Source organism: Allorhizobium undicola ORS 992 = ATCC 700741, assembly GCF_000621665.1.
GTDB lineage: Bacteria > Pseudomonadota > Alphaproteobacteria > Rhizobiales > Rhizobiaceae > Allorhizobium > Allorhizobium undicola.
The window spans coordinates 18655-34236 of record NZ_JHXQ01000014.1 but is presented as its reverse complement, the minus strand read 5'-3'; the positions used below and the strand labels follow the sequence as shown (position 1 = coordinate 34236).

At 58.5% G+C, this 15582-nt stretch carries 13 protein-coding genes and 3 pseudogenes; 8 read left to right on the top strand and 8 right to left on the bottom strand.

From position 1 onward, the window contains the following. Positions 1–149: 149 nt before the first annotated feature. The 5 genes and pseudogenes from T424_RS0113000 (at position 150) to T424_RS0112990 (ending at position 6331) form a co-directional block, all read left to right on the top strand. Entirely contained in the window at positions 150–1175 is a 1026-nt protein-coding gene (locus T424_RS0113000; protein WP_027488116.1) for a TRAP transporter substrate-binding protein, read from the top strand. Positions 1176–1629: 454 nt separating this feature from the next. Continuing rightward, positions 1630–3510, top strand: a complete 1881-nt coding sequence (locus T424_RS0112995; RefSeq protein ID WP_037067613.1) for a TRAP transporter large permease — start codon at positions 1630–1632, stop codon at positions 3508–3510. A 290-nt stretch (positions 3511–3800) separates the two neighbouring features. After that, a pseudogene (locus T424_RS22580) lies at positions 3801–3905 on the top strand (IS481 family transposase); the annotation flags it as partial. A gap of 62 nt (positions 3906–3967) precedes the next feature. Beyond that, positions 3968–4060 (top strand): annotated as a pseudogene (locus T424_RS22150) (AAA family ATPase); the annotation flags it as partial. 897 nt (positions 4061–4957) lie between these two features. Continuing rightward, on the top strand, positions 4958–6331 hold the full coding sequence (locus tag T424_RS0112990; protein ID WP_084268494.1) for a radical SAM/SPASM domain-containing protein: 1374 nt from the start codon (positions 4958–4960) through the stop codon (positions 6329–6331). A gap of 181 nt (positions 6332–6512) precedes the next feature. On the opposite strand, the gene T424_RS0112985 is transcribed toward T424_RS0112990, so the two are convergent. The 4 genes from T424_RS0112985 to T424_RS0112970 all read right to left on the bottom strand — a co-directional run bounded on the left by T424_RS0112985 (position 6513) and on the right by T424_RS0112970 (position 8613). Further along, positions 6513–6722, bottom strand: a complete 210-nt coding sequence (locus T424_RS0112985) for a hypothetical protein (RefSeq protein WP_027488113.1) — start codon at positions 6720–6722, stop codon at positions 6513–6515. Positions 6723–6812: 90 nt separating this feature from the next. Beyond that, a complete protein-coding gene (locus T424_RS0112980) occupies positions 6813–7958 on the bottom strand; it encodes a tyrosine-type recombinase/integrase (protein ID WP_027488112.1) in 1146 nt (381 codons plus the stop codon). Further along, positions 7955–8359, bottom strand: a complete 405-nt coding sequence (locus tag T424_RS0112975; protein WP_051558964.1) for a type II toxin-antitoxin system VapC family toxin — start codon at positions 8357–8359, stop codon at positions 7955–7957. The genes T424_RS0112980 and T424_RS0112975 overlap by 4 nt, the downstream gene beginning before the upstream one ends. Next, positions 8356–8613, bottom strand: a complete 258-nt coding sequence (locus T424_RS0112970) for a type II toxin-antitoxin system VapB family antitoxin (RefSeq protein WP_027488110.1) — start codon at positions 8611–8613, stop codon at positions 8356–8358. Before T424_RS0112970 ends, T424_RS0112975 begins: the two co-directional genes overlap by 4 nt. 193 nt (positions 8614–8806) lie before the next feature. Here T424_RS0112970 and T424_RS0112965 point away from each other — a divergent pair, with 193 nt between their 5' ends. From T424_RS0112965 to T424_RS20950, 3 genes and pseudogenes are all read left to right on the top strand, one after another. Further along, positions 8807–9046, top strand: a complete 240-nt coding sequence (locus T424_RS0112965; RefSeq protein ID WP_027488109.1) for a type II toxin-antitoxin system Phd/YefM family antitoxin — start codon at positions 8807–8809, stop codon at positions 9044–9046. Continuing rightward, positions 9046–9465 (top strand): type II toxin-antitoxin system VapC family toxin, encoded by a 420-nt coding sequence (locus T424_RS0112960; RefSeq protein ID WP_027488108.1) that lies wholly within the window; start codon positions 9046–9048, stop codon positions 9463–9465. Before T424_RS0112965 ends, T424_RS0112960 begins: the two co-directional genes overlap by 1 nt. Further along, positions 9455–10590, top strand: a pseudogene (locus T424_RS20950) (tyrosine-type recombinase/integrase). Before T424_RS0112960 ends, T424_RS20950 begins: the two are co-directional and overlap by 11 nt. A 345-nt stretch (positions 10591–10935) precedes the next feature. Here the strand turns inward: T424_RS20950 and T424_RS0112940 are convergent. From T424_RS0112940 to T424_RS0112925, 4 genes are all read right to left on the bottom strand, one after another. Then, entirely contained in the window at positions 10936–12183 is a 1248-nt protein-coding gene (locus T424_RS0112940; RefSeq protein WP_027488105.1) for an SfnB family sulfur acquisition oxidoreductase, read from the bottom strand. 31 nt (positions 12184–12214) lie between these two features. Beyond that, a complete protein-coding gene (locus tag T424_RS0112935) occupies positions 12215–13009 on the bottom strand; it encodes an ABC transporter ATP-binding protein (RefSeq protein ID WP_027488104.1) in 795 nt (264 codons plus the stop codon). Between the two features lie 92 nt (positions 13010–13101). Beyond that, positions 13102–14436: an ABC transporter substrate-binding protein gene (locus T424_RS0112930; RefSeq protein ID WP_027488103.1), complete on the bottom strand. Its 1335-nt coding sequence runs from the start codon at positions 14434–14436 to the stop codon at positions 13102–13104. 92 nt (positions 14437–14528) lie between these two features. After that, complete coding sequence (locus tag T424_RS0112925) at positions 14529–15581, bottom strand: branched-chain amino acid ABC transporter permease (RefSeq protein WP_027488102.1); 1053 nt, start codon at positions 15579–15581, stop codon at positions 14529–14531. Position 15582 lies beyond the last annotated feature (1 nt).

The following is a 15582-nucleotide window of genomic DNA, read 5'->3' as shown; positions in this document are numbered from 1 at the left end:
ATTGCCCCGCCCTGTGCGGGGTAACACCAAACCCTTGCGCTGCAAAAGGGATATTCGACGGCGGGAGGTATGCCGTCGGGAGCAGCAGAACGTTATGAACGCGATTTGCCGAAGCAGGACGCGCAATCTGATGACATGGGAGAGGACACATGAAAAATAGCACACTGACGATGAACCGGAGAACGATGATGGCGGGCGCACTGGCGTTGCCACTGGTCTCCGTGCTGAAATATCCTGCTTACGCCGCCGAGTTCACATTGAAATATGCGAACGGACAGGATCCGACCCATCCCGTCAACACGCGCGCCAAAGAGGCTTTTGACCGCATTCGCGAAGCAACGTCCGGCAAGGTGGACATCAAGCTTTATCCCGCCGCCCAGCTTGGCTCCGACACCGATCTTCTTGCACAGGTCCGCAGCGGCGCGATTGATTTCTTCAATCTTTCTTCGCTGGTTCTGGCCACCTTTGTGCCCCTGTCCGGCATTACCAGCCTGGGCTTTGCCTTCAAGAATTATGACCAGGTGTGGCAAGCCATGGACGGAGATCTCGGAACCCACATTCGCGAGATGATCGCCAAGACACCGATCTTTGCCATGCCGAAGATCTGGGACAATGGCTTCCGCCAGATTTCGTCATCGACAAAAGAAATCAAGACGCCGGACGATCTCAAGGGGTTCAAGCTGCGCGTTCCGCCGGCGCCCGCCCTGACATCGCTGTTCAAGGCGCTGGCTGCTGCGCCCTCCCCCATCAATTTCAATGAGCTATACTCTGCCTTGCAGACAAAGGTTGTCGAGGGTCAGGAAAATCCCCTGGCGATCATTGCCACGGCCCGTCTTTACGAAGTGCAGAAAAGCATCAGCCTGACCAATCATGTCTGGGATGGCTATTGGGTGCTGGGCAATAAAAACGCCTTTGCCCGTCTCCCCAAGGATGTTCAGGATATAATCATAAGCGAATTCGACCGCTCGGCGCTGGACCAGCGCAGCGATATTGCCCGCTTGAGCGAAAGTCTCAAGACAGATTTGAAGGCAAAGGGCATCAACCTCATTGATGTCCAGCAGGATGATTTCCGCACCGTACTCGGATCCACCAGCTTCTATGCCGACTGGAAACAGAAATACGGCGATGACGCCTGGAAAAGCCTCGAAAAGGTATCAGGGCCGCTTATCAAATAAGAGCTGCAACGAGCACGCCTGCATGATTCCTGAAAACGGGAATCGGGTAAGCGTCGAATTATTTAGCTTATTCAGATAATTACAGCGCCATTCGTGTGTTTTACAAACCTCAGGCGCTCGTATAAGGCGCCTTGTATTCTGCCGGGCGATGACGGGAGGTTGCTGCATAATTCCGTAAATCGAAATCGATTTAGGTTGAAAATTATCCAGCAGATTTAAGGGATTACAGCGCCCTTCGTGTGTTTGAGAAAACGCAAGGCGCTGTAATATCCCTGCCGCGATGGGACGCGGCAAGGGATCGAGGTGATCACGGCCTCCGGCATAGCCTGCCATTTATGGCTTTGCCGGCAAGTCAGCCACGCACCTGAATCTCCCCGAGCCCCCTCCATTTCGCTGCCAGGCTGGCAGCCTGTTGGGAAAGGCGGATTGACGAAATGAAGGGAGGAAGAAAATCATGACAAGCCAACACTATCACCAAACTGAAATGCAGGGCATTGCCCCCGTGGGGGTTGCCGCATTCGCTGCACGGGCGGAACGGGTCATTGGCCTGATTGTCGAAGTCCCTGCGGCTCTCTTGCTCTTTGCCGAGGTGGTGGTCTTGATGATGGGCGTGATTTGGCGTTATGCGCTGCATCAGCCATTGATCTGGTCCGATGAGCTTGCCGGGATTCTTTTTCTGTGGCTTGCCATGCTTGGTTCCGTCGTTGCGCTTCAACGCGGTGAGCATATGCGCATGACCGCAATTGTCGGCGCGATGCAGCCGAAATGGCGCGCCCTGCTGGACCTCGTTGCAATAGCCGCGGCGCTGGCTTTCCTGTTGCTCACCGTAATGCCCGCCTATCATTTCGCGGCGGAAGAAGTGTGGGTCACAACGCCTGCTCTCGAAATTCCAAACAGTTGGCGTGCCGCCGCACTTCCCGTTGGCATATTCTTCATGCTGCTGATTGCGGCCTTGCGCCTGTTGCAGACGGGAAGCTGGCAGCAGGTGATGCTGGCGCTCCTGGGCGTCGGTGCAACGATTGCCGTGGTGACGGCACTGGCGCCTGTGCTGGCTGGCCTCGGAAACTGGAATCTGCTGATTTTCTTCGTATTTGGCGTCGGAGCTATGGTGTTTCTCGGCGTTCCGATTGCTTTTTCTTTCGGGCTGGCCACATTCGGCTACATAGCCTGCACAACCACGACGCCGACAGTGGTGGTGATCGGCCGAATGGATGAGGGCATGAGCCATATCATCCTGCTCGCAGTTCCTCTCTTCGTGTTGCTTGGCCTGCTGATTGAGATGACAGGCATGGCACGCGCAATGGTCGGGTTTCTGGCCAATCTCCTTGGACATGTCAAAGGCGGTCTTTCCTATGTTCTGATTGGCGCCATGTATCTGGTCTCGGGGATTTCAGGCTCGAAGGCCGCGGATATGGCGGCCGTTGCCCCCGCCCTGTTTCCGGAAATGCGTGAGCGGGGCGCCAAGCCGGGCGATCTGGTCGCACTTCTCTCTGCCACCGGCGCGCAGACTGAAACCATTCCGCCTTCCATCGTGCTGATTACCATCGGTTCTGTAACAGGGGTCTCGATCGCCGCCCTGTTTACGGGAGGCTTGCTGCCGGCGGTTATCCTCGGCCTCACCCTCGCAGCCGTCGTCTGGTGGCGTTATCGCGACGAGGACCTTTCCAGCATTCGTCGTGCAAGCTGGAAGGAGATCGTGGCAAGCTTCGTGGTGGCTCTTCCGGCAATCGCGCTGCCGTTCCTGATCCGTGCAGCGGTTATAGAAGGGGTTGCAACCGCAACAGAAGTCTCGACAATCGGCATTGCCTATACGGTTCTGGCTGGTCTGTTGATCTATCGCCGGTTCGACTGGAAGCGAATTTATCCGATGCTGGTGGATGCAGCCGCCCTTTCCGGCTCAATCCTGCTGATTATCGGCGCTGCAACCTCGATGGCCTGGGCCTTGACACAATCCGGCTTCTCGACCCAACTCGCCGATATTATGCGAAACATGCCCGGTGGCGCCGTAAGCTTCATGGCAGTCTCGATCCTGGCATTCATCATCCTGGGCTCTGTCCTCGAAGGAATTCCCGCCATCGTGCTTTTCGGCCCGCTGCTATTCCCGATTGCCCGAGAGGTAGGCGTTCACGAAGTCCACTACTCGATTGTCGTCATCCTCGCCATGGGCATCGGTCTCTTCGCCCCGCCATTCGGCGTCGGCTACTACGCCGCCTGCGCCATCAGCCGCATCAAGCCGGATGAGGGCATGAAGCCAATCGTCGGCTATATGCTTGCATTGCTGGTTGGCCTGATCATCGTTACGGCCATCCCGTGGATCTCTATCGGTTTTCTTTAATGTAATGCCAAGAGTCATTAAAATGACTCTTGGCATTACTCCTTGCTTTGACGCATTTCCGGACGCAAAACCGAATATACTTTTGCTGGAAATGCTCTAGCAGACAGACGGATATTTTGCCAGGGAGCGCGACGTCCCCTGGCAAACAACACCAGCTTTACCACGTGCCTTCCAACAGATCCAACTGGCTGCCAAAGTCCGCAGCTTGCCGCCCTGTGCGGTTGGTTAAGGAAGCGTACAGACCCGGCCTTTAATGGTGTATTATTTTCCCATGCTTGGAGAGATGCACTATGGGACAATTTCTACACACAAGCGCCACGACGACTGAGACAATCCGTCGAGCAATACAAAATAGTCAAGAGAGCCTGATGGCGTTGTCGAAGCGCTATGGGGTGGCGCTAGGCAGGCATCATACTCCGACGCAGGCCGGAGGAGGCATCCACCCAATCAGTTCAATCTGCTCGATCACACCACTCACCACGTCAACATCCTTGAGATGAACGGCGACAGCTACCGTCTCGCCCAAAGCCGCGACCGCAAGGTTGGCTGAACCCCGTCAAAAAATCGCCGCGCGCGCATGAGAGCGGCCGCGACATGTGTTTCGCCTGTGCCCGGATCGCCGACGAGGCCGTTATACCAAGTGTCATTTTCAATGACCATTCGTATTAGCATGTTTCAAGGAACAGATCTTGTTTTGCCCCAAGAAGGGTTGGCAGGGACTTGTGTCGCCGTACCGACAAATTGTCGACGCGACCGCTTGTATCGCTACAAATTGCGCCTCGCCAGCAGGTGCGTGCTAATCGCAAAACTTCCAATCCACGAGTTCGCTCTCGACCTTTTCCGGTGAACACGGGTTCGCTTGCATTGCGCTAACTTCTTGTTTTGACGCATTTCTGGACGTAAAAACGAACACACTTTGCTGGATATGCTCTTATGCCAATGGTCATTGAAAATGACACTTGGTATTCCCGTTTTCAATATCTTAAGCCCCTGAGGCAATTGAGATATTCGAAAAATCTTCAAGGTGAGGATGCGTGAGCATCTTCGAGCCTTGGTATTATATCCGCAGGAGCGGAAATTTTCTCAGGTTTCGATATTCCAAGTTCCCCCACCTTGAGGGATGCGGCACGATTTTTGCCGGGAATAGCTCGGGCTCCCTCTAGGGGTCTCGTCAACCAAAGGAGCATGGCAATGGCAACTAATACGGATCAACCAGGACTGTTGCACACCCCAGAACATCTAAAGGCATTGGCTGAGCAGCTTCGCGCCGAGGCCGCCCGTGCCGAGGCAAGAGCGCTGCGCCTTCAAGAGGGAAGAGAGGCCGCAAGTTGTGCGCCAGGCTGTTGGAATGCTTTATCCACCTGTATCGCGGTGCAGCAACTTTGAATTGAGCAGCGTTGGGCGGCAGGGCTGCCGCCCAACGTTTGTACAGCCGGGATAATATCAGATGAAGAATCACTGGAAGCTACCCCCCTGTCTTGAAACGAGTGTGCGACTTAAGCCGATGTCAGGCTATGCCTTGGTCCATGGGCGCCATCCGTCGCAAATCAGAATAATCGATCCCTCCCATGCATTCTTTCTATCGTTGTGTGGAGGTTTGCTCCTATCCACCGAGATTGCATACGTGTACGGCCATACATTTGGCCTATCCGAAGGTGACGCAAAATCGCAAGTCGAACATTTGCTCAACTTGTATCGGGTTTTCCTCACATTCGAATCAAAACTACCTTCCGAAAAGCGATTTGACCCAAAGAAGTTCCTTTATCCTGCCAACACGTCGATCGTAGAATCCGCCGCCCTGGGGAAGTGGCCTGTCCCAGCGGGAGTGAGTTTAAATTTGACATTCAAATGCAATTTTAACTGTTCTTACTGTTACCAGAATCGCCTTCAGGAGAGCGATCATCGGTGGAACTTACGGAAGTGTCTTGAACTCGTGGATGAGGCGGCAGACTGGGGCGTCGTATTTCTGGGGCTAACAGGCGGTGAGCCGACGATGTTCAGGGGGTGGCTCGAGTTGGTGGAGAGGGTTCTAAAACTTGGGATGATCCCGATCCTTACCAGCAACGGCACTGTGATCGGGACGGATCCAAGCATAGCGCCAAGGCTGGCTGCAGCTGGCATGCAAGAAATGACAATCAGCTTGGATGCCTCAACACCACGGCTACATGATGAAGTCACTAGATCCCGTGGGCACTTTCCGAAGGTTGTGAACGCAATCCGCTTTCTACAAGAGGCTGGGATCCGGGTCATTGTGAAAAGCGTTCTAACGCCGGCCACGCAGCACATGATTGAAGACTTGATCGATTTCCTGGTGGAAGCAAGGGTTGCAGAAATTGGCATATCTCATATGGAGAAGGGTGCTATCCGGGCTGATGCCAACGACGCGATCAATGTAACGGCAGAGGAGTTAGCCCACGTCAGAGAACTGGTACGGCGCAAGCGCGATGAGTACGCGCAAGCATGTGTCGTGTATTTACCGAAAGATGCCGGTAAAAGATGGCAGGACGATGAGTGGTATCCCTGCGGTGGCATCAATATGGGCATGTCGGTCTTCCCAAGCGGTGATGTCTCAGTTTGCGATAAGATGCACGGCGTGAAGGAGTTCACTTACGGCAACGTCTTTGAAGCCGGGCTTGAGGCAATCTGGCACGGAGATGCTTTTGCCGCTCTGCGCGCAAGGACTGTAGACAAGAAAGTCATCGCCCCAGAATGTGCACATTGCCAGAAGTTACATCAGTGTCGAACATCCTGTTTCGTGGATTCATTCGCCGTGACGAGCAGCTACTATGATAAACACCCATCTTGTGGTGGCCCCTTCTAGGGTCAGGACCTGTTAATTTGCAATGAGGCAATTGATGTGATTCATGATGGCAAAGGAGTTTGCCATGTCTGATTTGTTTTTGCTCTCCCCGCTCAGATGGCGAAGATCGAGCCGTTCTTTCCGCTCAGTCCGGGTTCATCGTGCGCGATATCGCCTGTCCGCCAAAAGGCCGGTGCTTTGGCTATTCTTCTGGGCTCAAGCCATCGAAGACCTCGAGAAGCGCATCAACGATCGCTTGGCCTAAGGCATTTCCTGCAACACCTATCTGTGTTTCGTCCATATCACGTACGGCGACGGCAAGATCTCCGCCCTGTTCGGCGACAATGGCACGCGCGCGTTCTATTGCCCAAGTGGCAAAGTCTGTGCGTGTCTCGATGGTAACAATTTCCAAGCGGGTCTCCGGTTCGGTTATCGAACTCTTTACAGTTCTAAGAGAGAAGAGGCCAGCGCGTGTCATGTTCTGCGTCCGCGCGGTATTGTCCTAATCCATCAGGCGAGCAGCTCGCCCGCTTCGTCTCGTTGCATTGTTGTAATAGCTCGACGCCTGCTGTACGGACCGATGCCGGGACTGCTCCATAGCCTCGGGTAGCGGAATGCCGCGATTGGCTGCTTCGGTGAGATAGCCTGATCGCAGGCCATGGGCGGAAAACTCGGCCGGATCCAGTCCTGCCAGAAGCGCGCGCTGCTTGACGATATCGTTGACCGCCTTCGGATCAAGCGCGCGGGTAGAGACATTGCCCCAACGATCGATCGCCCGAAACACACTGCCAAGCTCGATGCGCGCAGCGGCCATCCATGCATTCAGCGCCTCGACGGGACGGCCGGTGAGATAAACGACTTCGTCATTGTCGCCACCGCTGGTCTTGGTGCGCCCCAGGTGGATGGACAGCGAGGGAAGCGGAGAACCTTCAGCAACAGGAATGGGCGCCTCTCTGCTCAGTTGCTCTTTGCGCAGCCCGGCGATCTCACTGCGGCGTCGACCACCAGAGGCAAAGGCGACCATCAGGATAGCGCGGTCGCGGAGGTCGCGCAGACTGTCGCTCTGACAAGTTGCAAGCAGCTGGGAGAGAACATCACCCGTGACCGCCTTGGCACTCTTGCGCTTTCTCGGCCGCGGCGTCGCGCGCACGGCCAGCCGGATGGCGGATTTCAGGGCAGGGGAGGAAAACACCCCGTCGAGCCCACGCCATTTTGTCAGTGTTGACCAGGTGGCCAGCCGTCGGCGGACGGTGTCTGGCGCATGGGGGCCGCCTGAGCGCAGAACCCCCTGTATCCTAAGCTTGTCCTCGACACCGTTTGGCATGCCATGCTGTGGATCGCTCAAACGTTTTTCCGGATCCCAAAGATGATGGGCCACGAATTTCAGAAGAAGCGCTTCGGGTGCCGGCCAGGGGAGAGCGTTTCCTGTCGCTGCCAGTGACCAGGCCTGAAGATAGGCGAGATCCGAGGTCAGCGCTCGCAGCGTATTGGCGCCCATGCCTTGGTTGACGAGGTGCCGGAGTGTCTCGACATCCTCGTCGGTCAGCAGTTCGGCCAGCTCATCGCGCCGCTCCATTGGGAGAACGGCGGCGATCGTATCGAGCTGTTCAGCACGGCCATCAATGTTATCGCGGCCAAGGTGTGTCATGTCGTTGATGACGACGGATGCAGTTTGAGATCCGTCAGCCCAAAGTCTTGCCCTTTGAACAAGAGCGGCGCCTTGGCGATTGCGGCAACGGCATAGGAGAAACAGTCGCCCATGTTCAGGGCAGCTGGATGGCGCCCCCGGCCAAAACGCTCGAAAGCGTCTTCGGCTGAGCGATAGTGCTTCTCATCGAATGCGACGGTCGTGACATTCGCAGTTTTGGCAAGCCGCTCAACGATCCTGGCGGCACTGACGAAACCTTTGCCCGACAGAACCATCCGCACCTCCAACAAGGTCGGCCAACCTATGATGATCGGCTCACGACCCAACAGTGTTCTGAAGGTCTCCGCTTCTGGCTCCTTCATCGATATCGCGACTATGACAGAGGTATCAACGGCGATCATACTGGCAGACCGTTTTCGTCGTAGAATTCATCATGGTTGGATGTGGCGCCAGGTGCGATTTTGTCGAGATCCTCGGCAGCCAGATCCCATACCGCGTCCATGGGATAACGGGTTTTTCCAGCTCGCAGCTCCTGGTCATAGCGCTCCAGCGCGAGCTCAACGAGACGGTTGATCGGCTGACCGGTCCGGCGGGAGAGGGCGTGGGCCAGGTCACGAGCCTTGCTGCTGCGAATGGAAAGCTGTGGTTCGGACATGGTGCACCTCGTGGAGAATTTGAACTTATAATAGGGATTGCGGCGCCAGATGGCAAGAAAATCGCGTGAGATGGCTAATTTCTGATAAGGGATACTTATCGGATGCCAGATAGTCCACCCATTGACCAATATTGATATTGCCTCTATCCTCCGCACGAAAGCGCGCAAAAACCCGATCAGTGAAGGAATCGTCATGACTGTCACCGTCAAGGTCGCCGAGGCCAAAACCCACCTCTCCGACCTGCTGGCGCGGGTCGAAGCCGGCGAGGACTTTATTATTGCCCGCGGCAATGATCCGATCGCCCGCCTGGTCGCCATCGACAAACGTCGCCAGCGTCTGGCCGCCATCGAGGCCGTTCGGGCTCTGCGCGCACAGGCCAAGCCGGTCACGCAAGCAGAAATCCAGGACTGGAAACAGGAAGGCCGTCGCTGATGACCTTTGTTGTCGACGCCTCGATCGCCGGCGCCTGGCTGCTGCCGGACGAGGAAAATCTGCTCGCCGAGCAAGCGATGGCGCGCATGGCCGATGAAGACGCCATAGCGCCCGATCTGCTGCGCCATGAGATCCGCAGCATTCTCTTGAGCGCCGAGCAGCGCGGCCGGATTTCGGACGATTTTGTGCATTCGGCGCTGGCGCGTTTCCGCGGACTGCCCTTGCAGCTTGGCGGCCCTGGCGACGATACCGAGGTGGTGCGCCTGTCGCGCAAGTACCGTCTCAGCGCCTACGACGCGGCCTATCTTGCCATCGCACTGCTTGAGCAACTGCCGCTGGCCACGCTCGACCGCCGGTTGGCGGACGCCGCACGCTCGGAAGGCGTGGTCATTTTGGGACCAATCGAGCATGAGCATTGATCTTCCCGCATCGATCTCGGCGCGCGTTGCGGCTCTGGACACGATTGCGCCGTGTTGCCGATCGACCGCCGTCACAGGCTCGCGGAGCTGTTGACCGACCACGACGTCGAGACCCTCAAACACCTCGTCAACGAGGGCATGGGCGAAAACACACTTCGAGCGTTGACCTCGGATCTCACGTACCTGGAAGCTTGGTGTGCGGCGGCGATCGGGACGCCTCTGCCCTGGCCGGCGCCGGAAGCGCTGCTGCTGAAATTCGTCGCCCATCATCTGTGGGATCCGGCAAAGCGGGAAAACGATCCCGAGCACGGCATACCGGTCGATGTCGACCAGGCATTGCGAGACAGCGGCCTTCTCAAAGCAGTCGGCCCGCATCGCCCGACACGTGGCGCCGGCGGCTCGCCAACTGGTCGACACTGACCAAGTGGCGCGGCCTCGACGGCGCCTTGGCCTCCCCTGCCCTCAAGTCGGCGCTCCGGCTCGCCGGGCGCGCCGTGCCGCGACAACGTCGCCGCAAGAGCGCAAAGGCAGTCACCGGCGACGTGCTGGCAAAGTTGCTGGCGACTTACGACGACCACAGCCTGCGCGATTTGCGCGACCGCGCCATCCTAATGGTTGCTTTTGCCTCCGGCGAGCGCCGGCGCAGCGAAGTCGCCGCTCTGCGCAAGGAACAGCTGACGATCGAGCCACCGCTGACCGTCGAGGACGGAAGCCCCCTCGCTGTCCATCCATCTCGGACGCACCAAGAATTCTGGCTCAGGCCAGGAAGAGGTCGTCTATCTTACCGGCCGCCCGGTCGAGGCGTTGAACGCCTGACTGGCGGCCGCGAAGATCGACAGCGGCAGCGTATTCAGGGCGATCGATTGCTGGGGCAACGTGAGCCACCGCGCGCTCGATCCGAAGGCGGTGAATGATATCGTCAAGCAGCGGGTGGCGATGGCCGGGTTGGAGGTTGGGGAGTTTTCTGCGCACGGGTTGAGATCCGGCTATCTGACCGAGGCTGTCAATCGCGGCATCCCGCTTCCCGAGGCAATGGAGCAGTCGCGCCATCGGTCGGTGCAGCAGGCATCGAGCTATTACAACAACGCCACGCGTAGAAGCGGGCGGGCTGCGGGCCTTCTCTGAACGCCTGCGATCCGGCGAATTCCTACTGCCGGGCCTCTGTCGCCGGGAGCAGACAGACCGCTATTGGTTCAGTTTACTCCGCATCGGACACGACCCCACCCCGCTCATGGACCTTACCGATTGGCAGAAGCCATAGATATCCATCTCAATGCGCATGACTGCAGCATCTTGCGAGGTCAGACAATCATATTCAGCCATAGTGGGTTCGAGTGTATGGGGGGCAATTCAACTAAGGAGTGAATAGATTGAAGCGGCCCTCGTCACATATGCCTTGCGCTCCGCACTCAAATGTAAAGCTAGGCTTGAAGAGTTTGAGGGGCGGCTCACCGCCCCTCCATGTGACGCTCAGCTCCAGGCATGCAGCGGCGGTTTTTCGCCGTTCAGGAAGTACTTGCCGAGGATTGAGTATTTCCAGCGGACGGGGTCGTGCAGCGTATGCGTGCGGGCATTGCGCCAGTGCCGGTCGAGGGCGTGTTCGGCAAGCGTCGAGCGCGTGCCGGCAAGCTCGAACAGCTTGTTGGTGGCCTCTATGGCGATCTCGGTGGAGAGCACCTTGGCCTCGGCGGTGATGATCTGAGCCTCAGCCACCGTTTCGGCATTCGGCTCGGCAACAGCTTTGTCGATTGCAAGACCTGCCTTCTCCAGCAGCGCCTGCGCTGCATGCAGATGCAGCGCCAGCTGGCCCACGGCCTGGATGGTATAGGGATCGTCCCAGGCATTTTCGACGCCGGAATCCACCCAGGCGCGGCTCTTGGTGCGCACGAAATTCACCGTTTCATCGATGGCGGCCTTGGCGATGCCCGTATCGACCGCGACCTGGATGATCTGGAAGATGGCACCATCGGCGGTTGGCACCGCATAGCCCTTGTAGCCGGGAACGAGGTGTGTCTTCGGCACCTTGACATTGTCCAGAAGCACCGTGCCGGAGAGCGTGGTGCGTTGGCCGAAGGAGGTCCAGTCGTCGATGACGGTGAGGCCCGGCGCATCCCGGTCGGCAATCGCATACCAAGCACGCCCTTCGTCATCCAGCGCCACGATCGGCACCAGATGAGCCAGAAGCGCGCCGGAGGAGTAGAACTTGCGGCCATTGACGATCACGTGGTCGCCGGCATCGGTAAAGCGGGTTTCGAAATCGGCGGCGCGCTTGGAGCCGAATTCGGAAAAGGCATTGCCGAAGCGGGTGCCGCGCAGCACCTCGGCGAACAGAAGTGCCTTCTGCGCCTCATCCGAGACGGTTCGGATGGCAGCGACCACGCCCAGGTGGTTCTGCGAGATCTGGCCAATGGAGCTGTCGGCGGCGGAGATGATTTCCACCACCTTCGCCAGGGTTGCATAGGACACCTCGGGGCCGCCATAGGCCTTCGGCACGTTGATCGACCAGAGGCCGCTCTGAGAGAAGGCATCGAGTTCCCTGACCGGCCAGATGCGGTCGCGGTCGCGCTCAGCGGAGCCGACCGCGAAGTCCGCGGCGAGCCTTTCGGCAACCGCAATCGCCTCTTCGTCGGAGCGGATGATATGGGCGGGCTCGGTTGGCCGTGGGACGGGCGGCGCCGCCTTGGCGGCATTTTCGGTGTTGATCGCATTGATGGTCATAGGAATATCTCCTCTTCGAAAGGGGTCAAGTTCAGGCCATCAACGCCGGACTGGATGGGTTGGAACGAGGCGTGACCCGGTTGTTCTGGCCGAGATAGAAGGATTTTACGTCGTCGCGGGCGCGGATCTCTCGTGCCGTACCTGTCAGCACGTCCGTGCCGTTTTCGAGAATGACTGCGCGGTCGGCATAGGTGAGTGCGATTGCCGAATTCTGCTCGGCAACAAGGATGGACAGGCTTTCCTCCCGGTTCAGGCGCCGGAGCGTGCGGAAAATGTCCTGCACCACGATGGGCGCCAGGCCCATGGATGGTTCATCCAGCACCAGCAGACGCGGCCGCGACATCAGCGCCCGGCCGATCGCCGTCATCTGCTGCTCGCCGCCCGAGGTCAGGCCGGACGCGGTGCGCCGCTTGTCCTTCAGGCGAGGGAAGAGCGCGTAGATGCGTTCGAGATCACCGTCGATTTCGGTGCGCGAACTGCTCCGTCCAAGGCCACCGGAAATCAGGTTTTCCTCCACCGACAGGCTGCGGAAGCAGTGCCGTCCTTCGAGCACCTGCACCAATCCTGCCCGCACCAGCGCCGCTGGTCGGGTTCTGGTCACGTCGATCCCGTCGAAACGGATGGTCCCGGCGGTAATCTGGCCGCGCTCGGCAGGCAGCAGATTGGAAACAGCTTTCAACACCGTGGTCTTGCCCGCGCCATTAGCGCCAAGCAGCGCCAAGATTTCGCCGCGGGCAAGGGAGAAGCTAACTCCGTGCAGCGCCGTGATAGTGTGGGTATAGGTCGCCTCCAGCCGATCGACGGCCAGCACCGTATTGTCCGTCATGAGATCCGCACCTCGCAATATCCGCGTTCAGAAGCTCCCCATAGCCCGGCCCGTCCCTCCAAGGAGGCCGCCGGGGCCGGGAAAGACTTGGCTTAGTTGGTCACGGCGTCCGCATCGGCGGCGGTACGGATCTTGATGCCCTTCTCCTTGGCATAGGCCTCGGAGGACTTTTCAATGATCGGGCGAAGCAGGGCCCAGTCCGGCGCGATCCAGTCGGACACCACCTTCCACTTGGCGCCGTCCCACTGCTGGAAGGTCACGTAGCCATTGCCTTCGTGGTTATCCCAGGTGACGTTGATCGAGTGGAACAGGTCCTTGGCACCCAGTTCCTCGACGCGCTTCGGGTCGAGCTGCAGGTGTTCGAAGCCCCAGCGCACTTCGTCGCCGGTCAGCGTGCGCGTGCCGAACTTGCCTTGCGCGATGCGGATCGCCTCGACATTCAGGATGCCGTTGACGATACCGAGATTGTGGTAGACGGAGCCGATACGCTTCTTGTCTTCCAGATTGCCCTTGCCGACATCATAAACCGTCTTCACGATTTCCTTGACGACGGGATATTCCGCGCCCGAGGCCTGCGTGGTGATGGCGGTATAACCCTTGGCGGCGTCACCGGCCGGGATCGCATCTTCTTCGGAGTTGGACCAGACATTGCCGATGATATGATCGACCGGGAAGCCGGTCTTGGCAGCCGTCTTCAGGGCGACGGGGTTCATCACACCCCAGCCGCGCAAGACTACATAGTCCGGCTTTGCACGGCGGATCGTCAGCCACTGGGCCTGCTGCTCATTGCCCGGATGCGGCACTTCGATCTGCTGCACCTCGAACCCATACTTCTTGGCAAGCAGTTCATAGATCGGGATGGTTTCCTTGCCATAGGGCGAGCCGTGATAGAGCACCACGATCTTCTTGCCCTTCAGGTTGTCGTTGCCGCCCAGCTTGGAGCCGATGTAGTTAACGATGCCGGAGGTTTCGCTGTAGGGGTTGAGCAGCAGCGGGAAGACGTAAGGGAAGACGCGGCCGTCGGTGCTGTCGGTGCGGCCGTGATTGATCGTGATCAGCGGTGTTTTATCGGCCGTAATGCGGTCGATCATGGCATAGGCGATGCCGACCGAGAGCGGGTTCCAGGCGGCGACATTCGGATTGCTCTTGAGGCGTTCATAGGCCTCGACACCGCGCTCGACCTCGTACTGGGTCTCGGCTTCCGACCATGTAAGCTTGACGCCGTTCACACCGCCGTCGCGGATGTTGATCAGGTTGAGGTAATCGATGAAACCACCGAAGAAGCCGGTGCCGCCTGCCGCATAGGGGCCGACGCGGTAGCTCTGCAGCGGGAAATACTGCTCGTCCGCATGGGCGGCTGGCAGGGCGATGCTGAAGGCGATGCCGGCTGCAAGGGCCGCGATCCTGAATTTCGAAATGAGGCTCATAATAGATAGACTCCGAGGGTTGACCGATGCCGAGGGCTGCCGGAAGGGTTAGAAGGCGGATAGGGAATACGGGATCTGCGGACTGTGGGCGGTCAGGATGGACCGGGCAGTCCGATGCCCTTGCGGATCCGGTCCATCAGGGCGGCAAGTCCGTCCGGTTCCAGGATCAGGAAGAGGATGATGAGTGTGCCGAGCACGATGCGCTGGGCCATGTCGAGCACGCCGCTGTCGAAGAGATCGCCGAAGACGAAGGCGCCGAGCCGCGACAGGACCAGCGGGAAGACAACGATCAGAGCCGCGCCGAAAAAGGCCCCACGGAGCGTAGCAAGCCCGCCGATGATGATGATGAACAGAATCTGGAACGAGCGGTCGAGATTGAAGCCTGCCGACTCCACCGTGCGCAGATAGGAAAAGGCCCAAAGCACGCCGGCGACACCGATGATGAAGGAGGAAATGGCAAAGGCCAGCAGCTTGGTGCGCAGCACCGGCACGCCGATGATCCGCGCCGCGGTCTCATTGTCGCGCACCGCGATGAAGTTGCGGCCAGTCTGGGAGGCAACCAGACGATGGGCAAGAAAGGTCAAGACGGTGACAATGATTAGTGCGAAATAATAGCGCCCTACCGGCCCCTCGAACGTGTAGCCGGCAATGGTCAGCGCCGGCGCATCGATGACGCCGGAGGCACTGTCATTGGAAAACCAGCTGAACTTGGACAGCGCCCATTGTACGAAGAACTGTGCTGCCAGCGTCGATACCGCCAGATAGAAGCCGCGCAGCCGGAGGCTCGGCAGGCCGAAAACGATGCCGATGGCCGCAGCCGAGAAACCGGCGGCAAGGATGCTGACGAGGAGCGGCAGCGACCCGGCGCGGAGATCGAAGTTGAAGCAGGCAAAGGCGCCGACGGCCATGAAAGCGGCGGATCCGAGGGATACCTGACCGGCATACCCAGTGAGAATATTCAGACCAACGCCTGCCAGGCTGAACGCCAGGAACGGCAGCAGGATACCCTCGAACAGATAACTTGTACCAATGGCCGGGATGACACCATAGGCGACGACAAGCACCAGAAGCGGAGCCACCGAGGACGGCAGGGACGTCGCCTTGCCAGGCAATGACGGGGACAGGTCGGAGGGAGTGGCAGACATG